The organism is Ktedonobacter racemifer DSM 44963, assembly GCF_000178855.1.
Taxonomy (GTDB): Bacteria; Chloroflexota; Ktedonobacteria; order Ktedonobacterales; family Ktedonobacteraceae; genus Ktedonobacter; species Ktedonobacter racemifer.
On record NZ_ADVG01000002.1, the window covers coordinates 2131486 to 2146570 of the forward strand.

At 50.6% G+C, this 15085-nt stretch carries 16 protein-coding genes; 9 read left to right on the forward strand and 7 right to left on the reverse strand.

The genetic code is table 11. From position 1 onward, the window contains the following. Positions 1–202: 202 nt before the first annotated feature. Positions 203–835, forward strand: coding sequence for a hypothetical protein (locus KRAC_RS25445; protein ID WP_007912131.1), 633 nt, complete (start codon positions 203–205; stop codon positions 833–835). A gap of 1364 nt (positions 836–2199) precedes the next feature. On the opposite strand, the gene KRAC_RS25450 is transcribed toward KRAC_RS25445, so the two are convergent. The 6 genes from KRAC_RS25450 to KRAC_RS79690 all read right to left on the reverse strand — a co-directional run bounded on the left by KRAC_RS25450 (position 2200) and on the right by KRAC_RS79690 (position 7233). After that, on the reverse strand, positions 2200–2718 hold the full coding sequence (locus tag KRAC_RS25450) for an HIT family protein (protein WP_007912136.1): 519 nt from the start codon (positions 2716–2718) through the stop codon (positions 2200–2202). Positions 2719–3183: 465 nt separating this feature from the next. Then, complete coding sequence (locus KRAC_RS25455) at positions 3184–3672, reverse strand: hypothetical protein (RefSeq protein ID WP_007912138.1); 489 nt, start codon at positions 3670–3672, stop codon at positions 3184–3186. 262 nt (positions 3673–3934) lie between these two features. Beyond that, positions 3935–5386, reverse strand: a complete 1452-nt coding sequence (locus tag KRAC_RS25460) for an RNA-guided endonuclease TnpB family protein (protein ID WP_040441717.1) — start codon at positions 5384–5386, stop codon at positions 3935–3937. Then, on the reverse strand, positions 5355–5963 hold the full coding sequence (locus KRAC_RS25465) for an IS607 family transposase (RefSeq protein WP_007904553.1): 609 nt from the start codon (positions 5961–5963) through the stop codon (positions 5355–5357). The genes KRAC_RS25460 and KRAC_RS25465 overlap by 32 nt, the downstream gene beginning before the upstream one ends. A 15-nt stretch (positions 5964–5978) precedes the next feature. Beyond that, positions 5979–6920 carry a hypothetical protein gene (locus KRAC_RS71630; RefSeq protein WP_007912140.1) on the reverse strand — a complete coding sequence of 314 codons (942 nt, stop codon included), beginning with the start codon at positions 6918–6920 and terminating at the stop codon, positions 5979–5981. Between the two features lie 76 nt (positions 6921–6996). After that, positions 6997–7233, reverse strand: a complete 237-nt coding sequence (locus KRAC_RS79690) for a helix-turn-helix domain-containing protein (protein ID WP_040444144.1) — start codon at positions 7231–7233, stop codon at positions 6997–6999. A gap of 457 nt (positions 7234–7690) precedes the next feature. Here KRAC_RS79690 and KRAC_RS71635 point away from each other — a divergent pair, with 457 nt between their 5' ends. From KRAC_RS71635 to KRAC_RS25495, 4 genes are all read left to right on the forward strand, one after another. After that, on the forward strand, positions 7691–7975 hold the full coding sequence (locus tag KRAC_RS71635) for a hypothetical protein (protein ID WP_007912142.1): 285 nt from the start codon (positions 7691–7693) through the stop codon (positions 7973–7975). Between the two features lie 757 nt (positions 7976–8732). Continuing rightward, entirely contained in the window at positions 8733–9986 is a 1254-nt protein-coding gene (locus KRAC_RS62470) for an RNA-guided endonuclease InsQ/TnpB family protein (RefSeq protein WP_052568580.1), read from the forward strand. Between the two features lie 36 nt (positions 9987–10022). Then, positions 10023–10280 (forward strand): hypothetical protein, encoded by a 258-nt coding sequence (locus KRAC_RS25490; RefSeq protein WP_007912144.1) that lies wholly within the window; start codon positions 10023–10025, stop codon positions 10278–10280. Positions 10281–10813: 533 nt separating this feature from the next. After that, the gene (locus tag KRAC_RS25495) at positions 10814–11170 is read left to right on the forward strand and encodes a hypothetical protein (protein ID WP_007912148.1); all 357 of its coding nucleotides are present in this window, start codon (positions 10814–10816) and stop codon (positions 11168–11170) included. A gap of 135 nt (positions 11171–11305) precedes the next feature. Here KRAC_RS25495 and KRAC_RS25500 read toward each other — a convergent pair whose 3' ends face one another. After that, positions 11306–11701 (reverse strand): hypothetical protein, encoded by a 396-nt coding sequence (locus KRAC_RS25500; RefSeq protein ID WP_007912150.1) that lies wholly within the window; start codon positions 11699–11701, stop codon positions 11306–11308. Positions 11702–12295: 594 nt separating this feature from the next. Between KRAC_RS25500 and KRAC_RS25505 the strand changes: the two genes are divergently transcribed. The 4 genes from KRAC_RS25505 (at position 12296) to KRAC_RS25520 (ending at position 15067) form a co-directional block, all read left to right on the forward strand. Further along, on the forward strand, positions 12296–12556 hold the full coding sequence (locus tag KRAC_RS25505) for a hypothetical protein (protein WP_040444148.1): 261 nt from the start codon (positions 12296–12298) through the stop codon (positions 12554–12556). Further along, positions 12553–13362: a pseudouridine synthase gene (locus KRAC_RS25510; protein ID WP_244422242.1), complete on the forward strand. Its 810-nt coding sequence runs from the start codon at positions 12553–12555 to the stop codon at positions 13360–13362. Before KRAC_RS25505 ends, KRAC_RS25510 begins: the two co-directional genes overlap by 4 nt. A gap of 209 nt (positions 13363–13571) precedes the next feature. Then, positions 13572–14258: a (d)CMP kinase gene (gene cmk, locus KRAC_RS25515; protein ID WP_007912153.1), complete on the forward strand. Its 687-nt coding sequence runs from the start codon at positions 13572–13574 to the stop codon at positions 14256–14258. Further along, positions 14255–15067: a lysophospholipid acyltransferase family protein gene (locus KRAC_RS25520; protein ID WP_007912154.1), complete on the forward strand. Its 813-nt coding sequence runs from the start codon at positions 14255–14257 to the stop codon at positions 15065–15067. The genes cmk and KRAC_RS25520 overlap by 4 nt, the downstream gene beginning before the upstream one ends. Positions 15068–15085 lie beyond the last annotated feature (18 nt).

Below are 15085 nucleotides of genomic sequence, written 5' to 3' on the forward strand. Positions count from 1 at the left end.
GATATAGCCCGTCGTGTGGGCAAAGGAGAAGAAAGACTTCACGCTATTTAAACAGGGGTTCTGACCACTCAGCACATTTGCACATCTAGACAGCGACGCCTTCCTCTGCTACATTGTGGATGAGATAAAGATTTCCAGCTTATGGCTTTGCCCAATTTCCACGCATCAACCAGGTGGAAATCCGCAGGAAAGGAACGCTCTTTTGCAAGTGACCGACACGGAGATTCTTCTCCCTTTTAAAAATAGTCCTCAAAATAGTCCTCTCTCCAGTAGAGAGATGATCTCTTATCTGGGTATTGGCGGTAGTGCCATGCTCAGTATCGGCATTGTTTGGCTCATTGCTGACTGGGGGCACATCCCTGAAATACTTCTGCCCATTTTGCTCATCGGTTTCGCCATCCTCTGTCTGCTTTGCTCGATGATGCTTTGGCAAAACGAACGACACTTTATACGCATCGATCGTGAAGGGTTTTGCTTTACTCAGCTTTTCGGCGGAACACAGGTTCCTACCATGGTTGCATGGGACGAAATTTCTTCTCTTGGTCCTTATAACACGGTCATATTTGGACAGTCCATCATCTCTTTAGGGATCTTCCCACAGGACTCTGAGGCTATTATCGCCCGCATTGTCGCTCAAAATTCGAGGACCTTCTTATCACGTCTTACCGTTCAAATCAATATTTATTTTCATCGTCGCTCAAATTTCCTCACTCCTCTGCATATTCCTACAGGGATTTTGCCAATTTCCATCGATGAGCTGATCGCAATGATCCAAGAGCGTTTTGCAGTCGAATTGCACGAGCATCACATTACGGTGCGTACAACAAAAATCTAGAAACGCTCTGTGAACGGATCAGTGCCACTGGTGCCATATTTCCCTGATCAGCGTCGGTTGCATGTCTCGGTACAGGTTTATGAAATGGTGCCTCGCATTCTAAGATGTGCAAAAACGTCGAGTTGTCTGAAACCCTGTCAGGATATGGGTATCTTTTGTGCTACAAACTACCAGTGCATATCACCAGACGACCTTGGATCTTGAGTGATTATCCTTGAACGTACAAGGGGTAAAAAGCTTACGTAGTGCTACCCCTAGAATGAGAACGGTGAGCAGGAACCTGTCTCCCCAGTCTCATTTTAGATGCGCAGGTTCTCCCGTGGGCAGACTCCCTGATAAACGTTCTCATTACACACACATAAAAGGCTCCTAGAGGAAACGTCTAGGAGCCTGATTTCTAAATGTTTCAAGAGGCTAGTGGGAATACAAGGGCCTCATATTACCCCCATGATGGGAGCAGCTTCCGCTAATACCCCCTGACTTACCATACATTCCGTCATTGCATTCCATAACATAGCCGCCTCCTGACCAGAAGCTACTAATGCAGCTAAAGTAACTGCAGAACGCCCCAGGCGGTGAGTAGATCACATTCCCTGGGTTAAAGTTATACCCCCAGGGGTTCCCATTCACCCCCGTTGCGGGCGCTGCTGGTTGTGGAGTAGGTGTTGGTGGTGGCGGCTGTGGAGTAGGTGTTGGTGGCTGTGGTGTTGGTGATGGCGTAGGGCTAGGCGTAGGTGTTGGGGTTGGCTTAGCTTGTGTTGGTTTAGCTTGTGTTGGCTTGGCTGTCGCTTGGCTCTGAGGAGTTGAAGCAGCAGCAACTTGATTAGTAGAAGGAGAGGCTTGGTTTCCTCCAATTGCTGCTAAGGAACAGGTACATAGCAGAAATACCATGACAAGGGCAAGGCAACCAATACCGATCTTCGAGCCTCTCCTCTGCCTTTTATACCAGCTAGACATACGATTAATAAAAGAAGATTTTGGAGGGGGAGGTGGTGGTGGCGTATAGTATCCCCCCGGCTGTCGATACATAGGTTTTCTCTTTCTACAATATGAATATAAACCCATCAATAATATGGCAATAATAGAACGTAGGAAGGAATAAGGAGTAACAGCTAGGATTAGGGAAATCAAAAGAAATAGCATGATCTATGATGCTTAATGATACATCATCTTTCCTAGTAACACACAAAATACACCCCTCATCAGGAAGGCGAAGGGTGTTTGGTAAGGGGTAACAAAGACTCTATGTAAACGCTCTCCCTCTCCTCACTTCCCACACGACCACGTAACCACCCATAGCCCACGAGATGCGCGATGAGCTAAATTGGACGGGAAACCCCAGGACGTGCTGTGAACTGGAGGAATCAGTTCGAGGGAGGGGGCATTAGGGAAGGATTGAGTCGCTCCATAGCCTGGCGAATGGAGCGAGCCAGTGAGGCCATTTCCTCATCTGGAATGGCGAGCACCCCTTTTGAGGAGTCAAGAGCAGCGGCTTGCTGAAGTTCATAGGGAACACCTGGAGGCAAGGGAGCAACGTGCCAATGCACATGGCGATTGCCTTGTTGACTGCCAAGTGTCTGAATGTAGAGCCGTTCCGTCGGCACCACCCGTCTGATTGCTTCAGCGACCTGATAAATGAGCTGCTGAAGCTGGAGGTACTCCTCCAGAGTGAAGTCCCCAGTGGCTTGTTCGCGGTGCTCTCGTGGAGCGACCAGCGTGTAGCCATAGAGCGAGGGGTATTTGTTCAAAAACACAATGGCGCTCTGATCCTCATAGATCACATGATGAGGATTGGTGCCAGCCACCAGTTCACAGAGAAAACAGGGGCCTTCTTTCACTCGCTTTTCGTAGGCGCCGATATCAAAGGGATGCTTTTCAACCATGTACTGTCTCCTGAATGGGTCATGAACGGCCTTGTCACGTAGCTGCATTGTACCAGTCTCAGCAATTTCTTGCAGGAAAGGCCCAGCGAAGGCGCTCCCAGGTGAGCCGCTTCCGGATCGTGCGTGTTCTACGCACTCGTCAGGCCAAGCCAGCTGGCAAAGGCTTAGGGGGTGTTGCCGCACCTTCCTAGGCTGTTTACATTACATCGATGCTTGCCTCTACAGGCTTTGGGAAAAATCTGAAAAAATCAAAATCGTCTAAAGTGGCTCTACGTCTGGATTTATCCCAATTTAGGGGGTGGACATACATAGAGGGAGAGGGGAGAGACTAGAGACGCTAGACGCCAGACCTCTAGACGCTGTGCTGTGTTCCTCTCTCGCTCTCTGATCTCCCTACTATAGCGCTACTAACCCCCTTATATCCGCGCTACCTGAAGGCGCTATTGCGCCATGCAAGAGGCGCGACTAACAGGCTTCTAGCGTTGTGTATATGCCAAAGCTTTGGGCTGTCTGGCTAGCTCTCTGCTGAATGGCTGATAATACAGACGCTACTCTATCAGGTCTATCGTTCTTTGCCAGCTTGATAGTTACCCCGTCGTATTGATAGAGCACTACCTGAAAGTCTCCTCTTTCCCTGGCTAGTTCAAAGCAAGATGCAATGATAGCCAGTTCGTAAGACCCTATGACTCTGCATAGATAACTATCAATATCCTCCTCACCATCATACTCTATGAAGCCATACGCGCCATTATAGCCCCCGTCTTCTATGATCTCCTCTTTTGTCAGCTTGATAGCCTGTAGTAAATCGGCAATAAGAGGGTTGTCATCAAAGCGCTTTACTTTGGGAATAACAGGACGATTTACCTTTACAGCGTGCCTATTTTCGCCCTTGCCTTTAAGCGTCTTACCACCAAGCTCTAGGGTTACTTGCCCCTCCACATTGCTGGCTTTCATTCCATATATCTAAGAGCAGACGCCCTGCTTTAGTATCGGCTTGGTTATGGCTCTTAGCTCGTCTGATACCTCCATATACGCTAGCAACTCTGACCAGACAGACCCCCCTGACTGTTGTACTTCTTGAATAGTTGATCAAAGCATAACCATCTATTACATTGATTATCCTTCTCACTTTAACCTACGCCTGTTTACCAAACAGCGGACTAGGCGGGAGGATGCACTACGAGCATCCTATGCACCTCTCTCTACTGAGAGATGCTCACTCGTGAGATGATTCCAGGAACATCTCTGGGGGATCCCAGAAGCTCAACTGGACGGGAGGCCCGGCATCCTGGATCCTCTGCTGATTCTGCTGTTTCCACGCTTCATGCCGCGTCATGAGGAGCGCCTTGACCTCCGAGGTCGAGCGACATGCCGCCAGTTTCCGATCCCCCCAGCGTCCCGCGAGCGTCTGTGCGGCTTTGCGGTCGGCCTGGTCTGCGTAACCACAGACCAGGCACTTGAAGGTTTTCTGGTTCGGCCGATTAGCGCGATCGACATAATGGCAGCGGGGGCATTCCTGAGAGGAATAGGCGGCTCGGACCGTGTGGGCTGCCATGCCCTGTTTGGCGGCGGCCCAGGCCAGCTGCTCTGGGATATGCCCCAGGTGAGAAGCATACAGATAACTGTTCATCACCCTTGCTTTGAAGCGCATCGAGGCCACATTGAGGTCCTCATAAATGAGTCTGGCATCTCGATGATCTTTGACCAACGCATTGACCGCCCGGTTGATCTCTTGCTTGACGTGACGGCTCAAGCGTTGCGACGTTTCAGAACTTGTCGAAGGAAGCTTGCCCTTTGGGACGCCTTTCTTTTCCAGGCAGGCTCGCAGTTTCGCCTTGCGGCGACGCTTTTCCCGATCGTGCTTGTGCTGTCGGGCCATCTTGCCATGAAAACTGCCATACGCTTTATTGGTGGAGGTCGTGAGGAAATGGGCAATGCCCACATCGACGCCTACTGTAGGGGCGTCAGGCTTGGTTTGAAGAGGAACGTCCTCGTCAAAGGAGAGCGTCAGCCACCAGACTCCATTGCGCTTGTGAAGTGTTGTGGATGCATTGAGCGTGCGGCCTTCGAGTGCTCGTTTGTGATAGGAGGCGAGTTTGACTGGGACTCGAAGCGGATTCCCGACATCTAAGGTGGACACGCGCAGCCAGTAGTCGAACGTGGAGTCCTCCGACTTCTCGAGCACCACCACGTTGACATTGGCTTGGATGACTGGCACACGCAGCACAGGGAGATCCCATTCGGTCCAGGTCGGTTCGCGGCGTTTGAAGGCGGACATCCGGCCTTCCGCCTGAGCCTTGGCCTGAGCGTAATCAGCCACATCTTCCAGGTATGCCTGATAGGCGTTCGCTCGATTGGTGCGAACGCTTTTGGCAATGCCTGCGGCTTGCTGTATTGCCACTCGATGCAAGCGGTCGGAAAGATCGGTTTTGAAGACGGTTTCTTGGTACTTGTCCGGGCTTGTCTCGGCCTCGCAAAACAGGGTGGTGTACTGTTGGCACAGCGGCAAGTAAACCGCCACAAGCTGATCGAGCGCCTCAAGTTTGCCAGGATTGGCCTCAATGAGACGGATATGGGTCACCGCTCGAGTGATGGTCTGCTTCGTCTTCTTTTTGCGCTTGCGCTTTTTTTTCTCATCAAGCGAGGCTTTTTGGGGCTTCTTGCTCACGGGCGGGTCCATTCTGCTGCAAAGCCGCTAGCACTTGTTCCGTCTTGCGTTTGGCTTGTCTGCGACCATAAAGACGAGCGCAAAACGAGGGAATGATGCTGATAAAATCGCCCATGAGATCATCTTCGGCGGTATCAGCGGTGTTGACGATGACCAGTTTCCGTCCTTGCATAGCCAACAAGGTCTGAATATAGGCCACGCCAAAGCGAGAAGCGCGATCTTTGTGTTCAACCACGATCTGCCCGATTTTGGGATCTGCCAGCAGCGCCAGAAACTTGGGCCGCTGATCGTTGATGCCACTGCCGCACTCTTTGACGACTTTGCTGACCGACCAGCCTTGGGCATTGCACCAGGTCACCAGCCGCTCGGCTTGCCTTTCCAGGTTGTCTTTGTTTTCGCTGCTTGAAACACGAGCATACACAGCGACGGCGTGGACCGGAACCGAGCGAAGCTCTGGCGGATCAATGATCACGGTGCCGGTGGGCAATTGATAGCCGGGAATCTGGCCGCGTTTCCACATACGCCAGGCGCTGTTATAACTGATCCCAATCTTCTTGGCATAACTCGATAACTTCATACATCCAAGTTTACTCTATCTGCTTGAGATATGCAAGAGATGATGATACTTTGTGATGGTTGCTTGTACAAAATGGATACTTTCAATATTCCATAGACCAGCCGCTATGCTGAGATTACAACAGGCTATATCTAGCTCTAGATGCCCCTCTTCTTTGGGCAAGAAGGCCCTGCGTACTTCTTTCTTGATAGTAGGCAACCCTCCACTGCTGTACAGCCTTGCCTGTTGGCCTACAGGATGATAGAAGGGCTTGGGCATATCGCGTATGGCTAGTAGCTCTAGCTGTAGCTTTCGCCTGTCGTCTACATCCTCATAGGGTAGGTGAGAGGCGATACCCCATGCTTCGTTGTAATACCTATCTGCCAACCCTTGAAACAGAGGGAGAGGCAGGTTATTAAGGTCGTCTAGCATTGCGCGGTGTACTTCCCTCATCTTCTCATTCTCGCAGAGGGAGGCTTCTATCAGCTTGTTTGCTGCCTCTAGCTTAATAGCGTGTACTTCTTTCTGGCGACTACGGTTATAGACTTTTCCGCTCTCCATATCGCGCCTCTTTACTTCGTTATCTTGATCTAAACGACGCTGTAAGAAGTCGTCTATGCCTGTCTCTAGAATGGCACGGCATTTATGGTTGTCTGGAGAGTAACCAGAATACGTCATCCCTGGCAACACATCGCGCTTAAAGTCTTCTAGTAGCCGCTCTCCCTTCAGCTTACGAGGGTGTATCTTTGCAATATCAGCTAGTAGCTTGTGTGGCACAGGGATAGCCTTTCTATCAGGATGGTACTCTAGCACGATGTAACGGAATAAACGTCTATATGTTGGGTTATCCCTTAGAGGAGGATACGTCTGTATGATCTCTTTATATCGGCTATCCCCTATCGTTATCCGCTTTACTCTATGGTTGTTGTCACTCCTCTTGTGTTCTACCCCTAAATCGCTTATAATTGTATTTATCAATTTAGCATCCTCCCAACCCTACAGCCCATCACCTACGCCAATAGGAGAGGGCTATTTTCTTTATCCACGCCACAGCCTAGGCTCTTTGCGCTATAAGCTCCTGTAGGTCGCTTCCCTTGACTATAAACGCCCTACCAGCCCTCATAGCTGGTATCACACCAGTTCCCACATGTCGGTGTATCGTCTGACGTGTCGTACCCATGAACGCCGCTACTTGTGCGAGGGAATAGTAGCGATCTCCCTCTAAGCCCATGGCCCTGGCTTCTGTCGCCTTCTCTGCTATCATTATCATGTTCACCCCGTTTATTAACATATGTTACTACAATGTTTTACCATTGTAACATAGTGTTACCTACTTTTGTCCACCTCTCACATCATGGCGTTAAAAAACGACTTCCAACGGCTTATAAAGCTACTCCGTATACACATACGCCCTCCCATCAAAAATGCACTCTATCAGCTTGTAGCGTAGTATAATGGTGCTACGGAGTATCGAAGGAACAGAGGGAGGAAGTACAGTGACCAGGAAAAAAGAGACTTTAGAACGCTACTGGACGTATAGCGGGGGCTAGCATACTCACGTGACAACATGTGCTCTAGCACTATCGCAAAGGCGACAGAACAGTATGTACAGAACGGTATCACGACTAGAAAAATAAAGGGTGTACTATATTTAGAGAAAGTTTCTCATCATTTGTTTCTGGTTTGCACAGAAGCTTTCTAGTTAACCTTTTCTGATATTAATAAGTGTTTGCATCTGGAGGTTATAAATGAGCAATCCAGAAAATATTTCTAAGAACAGAGGAAGCACATTTATATTTTTGGGTAGTATTTTTACTATTGCAAGTATAGTCGCTTTTATCTATGGTTTGTTTTGGCTTAATCTGGTATATATTCCAGCACATCGTGGCCCCTCACAAGATTTACCAGCAATATTAGTACTTAGTAACCCAATTTGCATTGAACTACTTGGCTTTGCGTTAGGGATTATGCTTGTTATTATCGGATTTTCCAAAAGGCGTGCTACGAGCCATAAGAAAATTTCCACTAATTAATCCTGCCCTTGCATTAGGATGCCAGACCTATGTAGGCCCTAAAGACACTGTATGGTCTAGTGGCGATAAAGCCTATGCTGTGCTCTTTGAGTCAGGGCAAGGCATACAACACTACGTATACATCGATAACATAGAAGACTACATAGCGTTTATGCGCAACTATGGCAACGTAACGCAAGCCTTCGATGCCAAGCCTTCGATGCCGTTGCTAAGCCGATCATTGACAGGTAGGAGAAGTTGCAGGCACGACGTAACATACCCACAGTAGCCGGGGCGATAAGGTGAGCTTGTATGCAGCTACCAACCATAAAGAGAACTTCGCAGAAGGCTTCGTAGCACTGACGAAGCTACCGCCTAAGCAGTGGCCCCAATTTGCATGGGAACAGAAGCGCTTACTCGACCTGTTCTTTTCAAACAACCCAAAGGAGAGGCTACAGCTTCACTCTACCAGCACACCAGCAACCGGGTTGACACCTAAAGAGCAGAAGCGTATACAGAAGAAGGTAGATGCAGTCTATAAGCATCTAGGCATATCTAGCACTAGCAAAGGAGCGTAAGAACAGCAATCGAAAATGTGCGCGACTCTGCTTAAATGTGCGCTTGTTGTCCACCTTTGGAGGCGTTGACAGAGAGACGATAGCATGGTATGCTACACGTACCATACAAGAAAAAGTGTTCTAAACCAGAATATCTGATGTTTCTAGCGAAAGAGGCGACGTCTCTCTCTCAGTGTGGTGTTGAAAGGGAAGGGGTCTTCATGCTCCTCTGCAAAAAAATCAAACTTGACCTCAGCGAGCAAGACATGGCCACCCTTGAGTTCATGCAAGGAAAATGCAGAGGCCTCTACAATTGGTGGGTGATGAAACTGCGAGACGGTGAGAAGTGGCGCTTCAACGCCTGCAAGAAAACGCTGGCCGAGAGCCGTGCCCATGATCCTGAACTTAATCAGGTCTATGGGAAATTGCTTGCGGAAGTGTACTATCGCCTGGATGGGGCCATGCGAGCCTTCTTTCGTCGCGTCGCCAATGGGGAAACCCCAGGCTTTCCCCGTGTGCGCCCTCGCCATGGCTTCTTTACCCTCTGTTATCCGGCGATGTATCTCACGCTTGAGGGAAACACCCTCATGTTGCCCACAGGAGGCAAGGGCAAGCACAAACGCTTTCCTGCCATCCGTGCTCACCTCACCGAACTGCCTCCCGAAGGCTTTCGAGAGGTGGCTATTAGTCGCGATGGCAGAGGTAACTACTACGCCTCTTTCAGCTACCGAGAGCCCGAGCAAGCCAAACGCGATGGCAACACCGTGGCTTTCGATCTGGGCATCAAGACGCTGGCAACTGGGGTCACGCAAGGGGGCCGGATCTATCACATCGGTGGGTTCAAAGGCTCGCGTTGGTACAACAAGCAGTTGGATCGGCTTCGCTCGAAACGCGGCAAGTGCAAGAAGAAGTCCCGTCGTTATCTTCATCTGAGCAAGGTGTACAAGCGCGTTTCGCAGAGGAAGCGCAACAAACAGCGCGATAGCCTGCACAAGGCATCGCATCTCATCGCACGACGATTGGTTGAGAGAACTGTCGTCGTGGGCGATCTTTCTCAGCGGCAGATGGTCATGAAAGAGCATCAGGAGCGCAACAGGACGCTCAATCGGGCAGTCTATAACGACTGGGGCCTGTATGCCTTTGTCCAGATGCTCACATATAAATGCCAGTTGTATGGGAAAGGGCTTCAGTTGGTAGATGAGCGCAACACGTCTAAGCAGTGTAGTGGCTGTGGAAATCTACACGCCATGCCCCTGTGGAAAAGAACGTATCAGTGCGCGGAATGTGGACTCGTCATGGACCGAGATGAGAATAGTGCTCACAACATCTTGACGAGGTTCCTTGCCCGGCGAGGGCCATACACTCAGGCTCGTCCTGAGTGCGATGTGCTGCAGGCGACCCAAAGCGGCGTAGAAGTCATGGGGACTTCCTGTGAGGGCCAAGTGCAGCAATTGAATCTATTCGAGGGTGCATAAGCACATTTGAGTAGATTTAGAAAGGCAGTAGGCACCATGGCAGAAGAGCGTAAATCGACTGGAGAGCCTGAAGGCGGGGCGGGTGAAGGCTTCATTAAACTTCCTGAGAGTGGCGACTGGTACGTAGAGGAGGTGCCACCAGGAACGGGCCTAGATGAGTGGTTAGCCGCTAACCCTGGCTACAATCCCACACCAGGGGGCTTAAGCCAGGAAGAGGTAGACAAGCTACAGGCTGACGAAGCAGCTAGCCTACAGGAGCTTCTAAAGGCTCTTAACGACGATAACAACCAATAGCTAGGTAGGTATATAGCACATGGGCAACGTGGTAAGGGATGATAGGGGATATGTGCTCTACAGCTTAGAGCCTCTGGAGAGCAAGCATTTACTGGGGCAACACAATCAAGCGGCACATGGTAACAGGCGGCAATTTAAGCCAACGCAAGGGGCCGATACGCTACAGGGCAAACTAAGCACTTTACGCCCCGCTGGTCAAGAGTGGCTAAGCAAATTGACAACAGAAGAGAAAAGCGCTTTAGACACACCACACACCAGGGGGGGGCGCTAACAGCCCCTTATTTTTTTCTATAGCCACACCAGGAAGCCGCCCTCTAAGAGCCAGCAATATATACACCACAACCACCTAATAAGACACTATATCAATAGATTTAGGGTGTATATGTGGGATGTTTGTAGGGCTAGTTAAGGGCTAATGACTTGCTTACTACACTCGCACTTCCTGCCGATGCTCGCTTGTATGCATCAAGTCAAGCTGATATACTTATCAGTAGGCAGAGGATGCTATTCATTTATTAAGGAGCGATGCAAGCATGAAAAGACCAGTCTTTTTAACCATCTGGCTTATCCTAATTGTCTTGGCAGATCTCTTTTCCCTCTATTCCTACACTTTGGGAGCCGCTACAATTACAAGGGCATTACCAAACGTTCCGTCCTGGGCAGTGATGCTCTTAGCTATCCTGGTTGTGGTACAACTTGTGAGCATTGCGCTCTTGTGGATGTGGAAAAAGCTAGGCTTTTATTTATACCTTGGGTCTGCAGCCATTGCATTTGTGTTGAATATATTGACTCTTGGAGTTTCCGGAGGACTTACTAGCATATTTGGAGCTGTGGTAGGAGCAGCAATTCTCTATCTCGCCATGAGGCCCGTCTGGCAAAACTTTGCCTAACTGAGAGCAAGGCATAAAGAAAGGGCGGCATTTAGCCGCCCTGATTGTTTTTAATCTTTGGTCTTCAATACTTCTTGTTCATAGGAAAGGTTTCATATAAATAAAGAGCGGCATAGTAGCCGCCCTGGTCGTGCTTTACGTCGTCTTTTTCCTTCGTGCTTTGCGTGGCTTCTTATGCTCCTCTTCTTGGAGTACATGCTCAGAAGCATCTTCTTGGGCGTCCTGTAGAGGCTGCTCATCTTCTGTTTGCTGTGCCTTCTCTCTAGCTTCTTCTTCTGCTGCCTCTTCAGCTTCAATTCTTAGGCACACCATACAGAGAATGTACTTGACTCTTTCTAGCACTTCTTCCTCTGTCAGGTTAAACCGATTTGTTGACTCAGTGCTAGACCCCCCCGGAGTACGGCCTCGCCGCAGCATATGGTCTCTGGCTTTTATGTCTGACATCCACGTTGTACTCGTGGGATCGAGGGTGAATTTATCGCGTCTTTTTGGTGCTATGTATGGTGTATTGTCTTTCTGTTCGTCTGTCATAGTGTAAGCATCCTTTCATACATTGATTTGTATTTATTATATAATTTTATTATCCAAAATAGGAATATTTACGCTCTCTCACCTGTCCTCCTCCGCTGTAGACAAGTACCCCCATTACCTTAAACCAGCCTTCTAAGCCACTTTAGCCTTGACAAATTGATCTGTTTGTAGTAAAATCATAAGGTTGACTGGTCATCATATTCTTATTGTAGAAAGCGAGAGACGGCGTGGGTGAGAACGTAAGCGCAAAGATTGAGAGTCTTGATACTTCTTTAGCTGGCAAAGTTGTGGAAATCATTGAAGCCCAGTGGGGTAGGCGTTTGGAGGATGTCAAAGATCTTAGTATAGAGCAGTTTTATGAGCGGTTTGTAAAAGAGGGTCGAATCTCATACAGGCCCATCAATCGCTTTGTTTTGCAAACAACATTCCGTACTGTGAGAAACCCACGACGAGTAACTTTTTATCTTACAGCGTAAGAAAATCGACAGTTAAGGGAGGGAGCAGATAGACTCCCTCCCTTGTTATATCTTTAGCATCCCTGTAAAATAGCGGTAAGTTCACTAATGACGTAGCGCCAATAAGTAACTGGATAGGATGGTAAATGTGGTCCTGCCCTTCGCGGCAGCCGTAGCTCTACGCGAACAAGATATTGTACTATATGAATGCGCGCGCCAGCTCTACGCCAGCTATCCAGACCTGCCATCCAACCAGGTGACACGCATGATGAGCGCGCAGCTTCAGCTACCCGGTGAGCCAGGAGGAGCCTGCCAGCAACAGGGACTACATTACATTTATCAACAAACCTGCCGCACCAAGGAGTGTACGCAGTGTATCGCGGGTCGAAAGGCACTATGAAGCAGAGAGAACAAGCTGGTTCCGACATGCCCGAGGAATTATCAGCACAGGGGCAAGCGAGCAATCAGGAAGCCCAGGGCGAGCGCCTGGCTCGCTTTCTGGCTCACGCAGGCGTGGCCTCACGCCGCCACGCCGAGGAGCTGATTGCCCAGGGACGCGTGCGCGTCAATGGCACCATCATTACCGCGCAAGGCACACGCATATTGCCAGGTCAGGATCGCATCGTGGTTGACGGGAAAGAGATCCAGGCGAAGGCGCCGCATGCCTACCTGCTGCTCCATAAACCCGCAGGCTACGTCAGCACCGTCAGCGATCCCGAGGGGCGCGCTACAGTTCTGGACCTGCTTCCACCTGAGCTACGCAGCCTACGCCTCTATCCGGTGGGGCGCCTGGACCGCGACACCAGTGGACTCTTACTGCTTACCAATGATGGAGCCTTCGCCCAGCACCTGACCCACCCGCGCTATGAGAAAGAGAAGCATTACGAGGTCCAGGTCAAAGGCATCCCCACGGAACGAACGCTCCAGGCGCTACGCGACGGCGTGACCTTCACCGAGGACGATGGCAAGCACTACACCAGCTCGCCCGCGCGCACGCGCAAGCTCTCTAGCACAGAGCAGAGTAGCTGGCTGACGCTGACCATTCACGAGGGACGCAAGCGCCAGGTACGCCGCATGCTCCAGGCCGTCGATCACCCCGTTCTGCAACTCAGGCGTGTAGGACTTGGCTCCCTGACCTTGCGAGGTGTCACACCCGGCAAATGGCGTCACCTGACTCCCGCAGAAGTCCAGACTCTACTCGCATAGCCATTTCTTCGTAGTTAATGATGTGGCATGGCTCAGCCGCCTGCGGCGGCTGAGCCATGCCACATCATTAACCGGACGAGTGCTGCAGGCGCGAGATACCCTGCCTCCTGCACAATTACTTTCAAGCTAAACAAGCGAGCGCTTAGGCAGCAACACAGGAGCATAGATATGATATAATCCCCTTGATATAAACACAAAGTGGAGGACTCATGCGAGAGCCGGGATGTATCGCCATTGATGGACCAGCTGGCGCAGGAAAAAGTACCATAGGAGAACACTTGGCCAGGCGGCTGGGCTATCTATACTGCGATACAGGAGCGATGTATCGCGCCATTGCCTGGCTTGCCTTACAAAAGGGAATAGATCTGAACGATGGTCCCACGCTTGGCAAGTTAGCTGAGCAGAATACCATTCTTATTAGCAAGCCCGAGATCGCCGATGGGCGTCAATATACTGTCATCATTCAGGGTCATGATATTACCTGGGATATTCGCAGCACGCAGGTTGGACGCGCCGTCTCGCCCATCTCGGCACATCCCCAGGTGCGCTCTATTTTGATCGCCCAGCAGCGAACCATTGGCTTGCAAGGGCATATCGTCATGGTTGGACGCGACATTGGCTCGGTGGTCATGCCCGACGCGGATCTTAAGATCTATCTGACCGCCAGCTTGCGCGAGCGCGCGCGCCGCCGCCATACAGAGATGGTCGAGCGCATGGGAGAGCATAATCCCGCGCTCCCTAGCCTGGAAGAGGTCATGAGCGACGTTGAGCGCCGCGATAACACGGATCGCAAAAATATGCAACCAGCGCAGGACGCTATTATCATCGAGACAGATAACCTCGGCATCGAGCAGGTGCTAGATAAAATCTGTCACTATGTGGAGGGAAACAGATGAACCAGGAGCAGCAGGCTCAGCCAGCCCCCCAGACGCCTCCGCCCACTGGCACAAACGGCAGTGACGGCCAGGAGGCACCCCAGAAGACCGTCGTCCAGGCCCCCGCGCCCAAGACGAAACCTGAGAAGAATCTCTATGATCCATATGTGACCCCAACAGTGCTCTATAACGCCATCCGCACAGTGGCGATCATTTTGCTCTCGCTTGTCTCGCGTATCAAGCTACGCAGTCGCTACAACATTCCTAAAGAGGGTCCCTTTATTATTGCCAGCAATCACCTCTCCTGGACCGACGTTCCCCTGGTCCCCCTCTTCATTCCAGGGAAAGTCGTCTATATGGCGAAAGAAGAGCTTTTCCATAGCAAGGTTGGCTGGCTGGTGCGCTTCCTGGGAGCCTTCCCCGTCAAGCGAGGTGAGGCTGACCGTCGAGCGCTCCGCGCGGCCGATGAGCAACTCAAGAAGGGTAAAATCTTTGTTATCTTCGCTGAAGGCACACGTAGCCGCTCCCATACCCTCGCCAAGGGCAATAATGGTATGAGCTACATCGCGCTGCGCTCTGGCGTCCCCGTGCTTCCCGTCGCCATTCACGGCAGCGAAAACGTCCTGAAGAAGTTTGGCGCGAAGGTGACGATTACCTACGGTAAGCCAATCGTCTTTACGCCGAAGAATGGGAAAAAGGTTACCAACGAAGATATTCAGGAGACCACGAATACGATCATGTATAGTATCGCGTCGATGCTGCCCGCGCAGTATCGTGGCGTCTATAGCGATCTACCTCCTGAGTTCGCAGAGAAAGCCCCCCGCGACTAAACAAGCAGCATAAAACAA

What these genes read in the sequence shown, in the direction of transcription:
- KRAC_RS25520 (WP_007912154.1), top strand. Translation starts at nt 14,255, where the DNA reads ATGAACCAGGAGCAGCAGGCTCAGCCAGCCCCCCAGACGCCTCCGCCC.
- KRAC_RS25455 (WP_007912138.1), bottom strand. Translation starts at nt 3,672, where the DNA reads ATGAAAGCCAGCAATGTGGAGGGGCAAGTAACCCTAGAGCTTGGTGGT.
- KRAC_RS71635 (WP_007912142.1), top strand. Translation starts at nt 7,691, where the DNA reads ATGAGCAATCCAGAAAATATTTCTAAGAACAGAGGAAGCACATTTATA.
- KRAC_RS25495 (WP_007912148.1), top strand. Translation starts at nt 10,814, where the DNA reads ATGAAAAGACCAGTCTTTTTAACCATCTGGCTTATCCTAATTGTCTTG.
- KRAC_RS25500 (WP_007912150.1), bottom strand. Translation starts at nt 11,701, where the DNA reads ATGACAGACGAACAGAAAGACAATACACCATACATAGCACCAAAAAGA.
- cmk (WP_007912153.1), top strand. Translation starts at nt 13,572, where the DNA reads ATGCGAGAGCCGGGATGTATCGCCATTGATGGACCAGCTGGCGCAGGA.
- KRAC_RS25505 (WP_040444148.1), top strand. Translation starts at nt 12,296, where the DNA reads ATGGTAAATGTGGTCCTGCCCTTCGCGGCAGCCGTAGCTCTACGCGAA.
- KRAC_RS62470 (WP_052568580.1), top strand. Translation starts at nt 8,733, where the DNA reads ATGCTCCTCTGCAAAAAAATCAAACTTGACCTCAGCGAGCAAGACATG.
- KRAC_RS25465 (WP_007904553.1), bottom strand. Translation starts at nt 5,963, where the DNA reads ATGAAGTTATCGAGTTATGCCAAGAAGATTGGGATCAGTTATAACAGC.
- KRAC_RS25510 (WP_244422242.1), top strand. Translation starts at nt 12,553, where the DNA reads ATGAAGCAGAGAGAACAAGCTGGTTCCGACATGCCCGAGGAATTATCA.
- KRAC_RS25490 (WP_007912144.1), top strand. Translation starts at nt 10,023, where the DNA reads ATGGCAGAAGAGCGTAAATCGACTGGAGAGCCTGAAGGCGGGGCGGGT.
- KRAC_RS79690 (WP_040444144.1), bottom strand. Translation starts at nt 7,233, where the DNA reads ATGTTAATAAACGGGGTGAACATGATAATGATAGCAGAGAAGGCGACA.
- KRAC_RS25450 (WP_007912136.1), bottom strand. Translation starts at nt 2,718, where the DNA reads ATGGTTGAAAAGCATCCCTTTGATATCGGCGCCTACGAAAAGCGAGTG.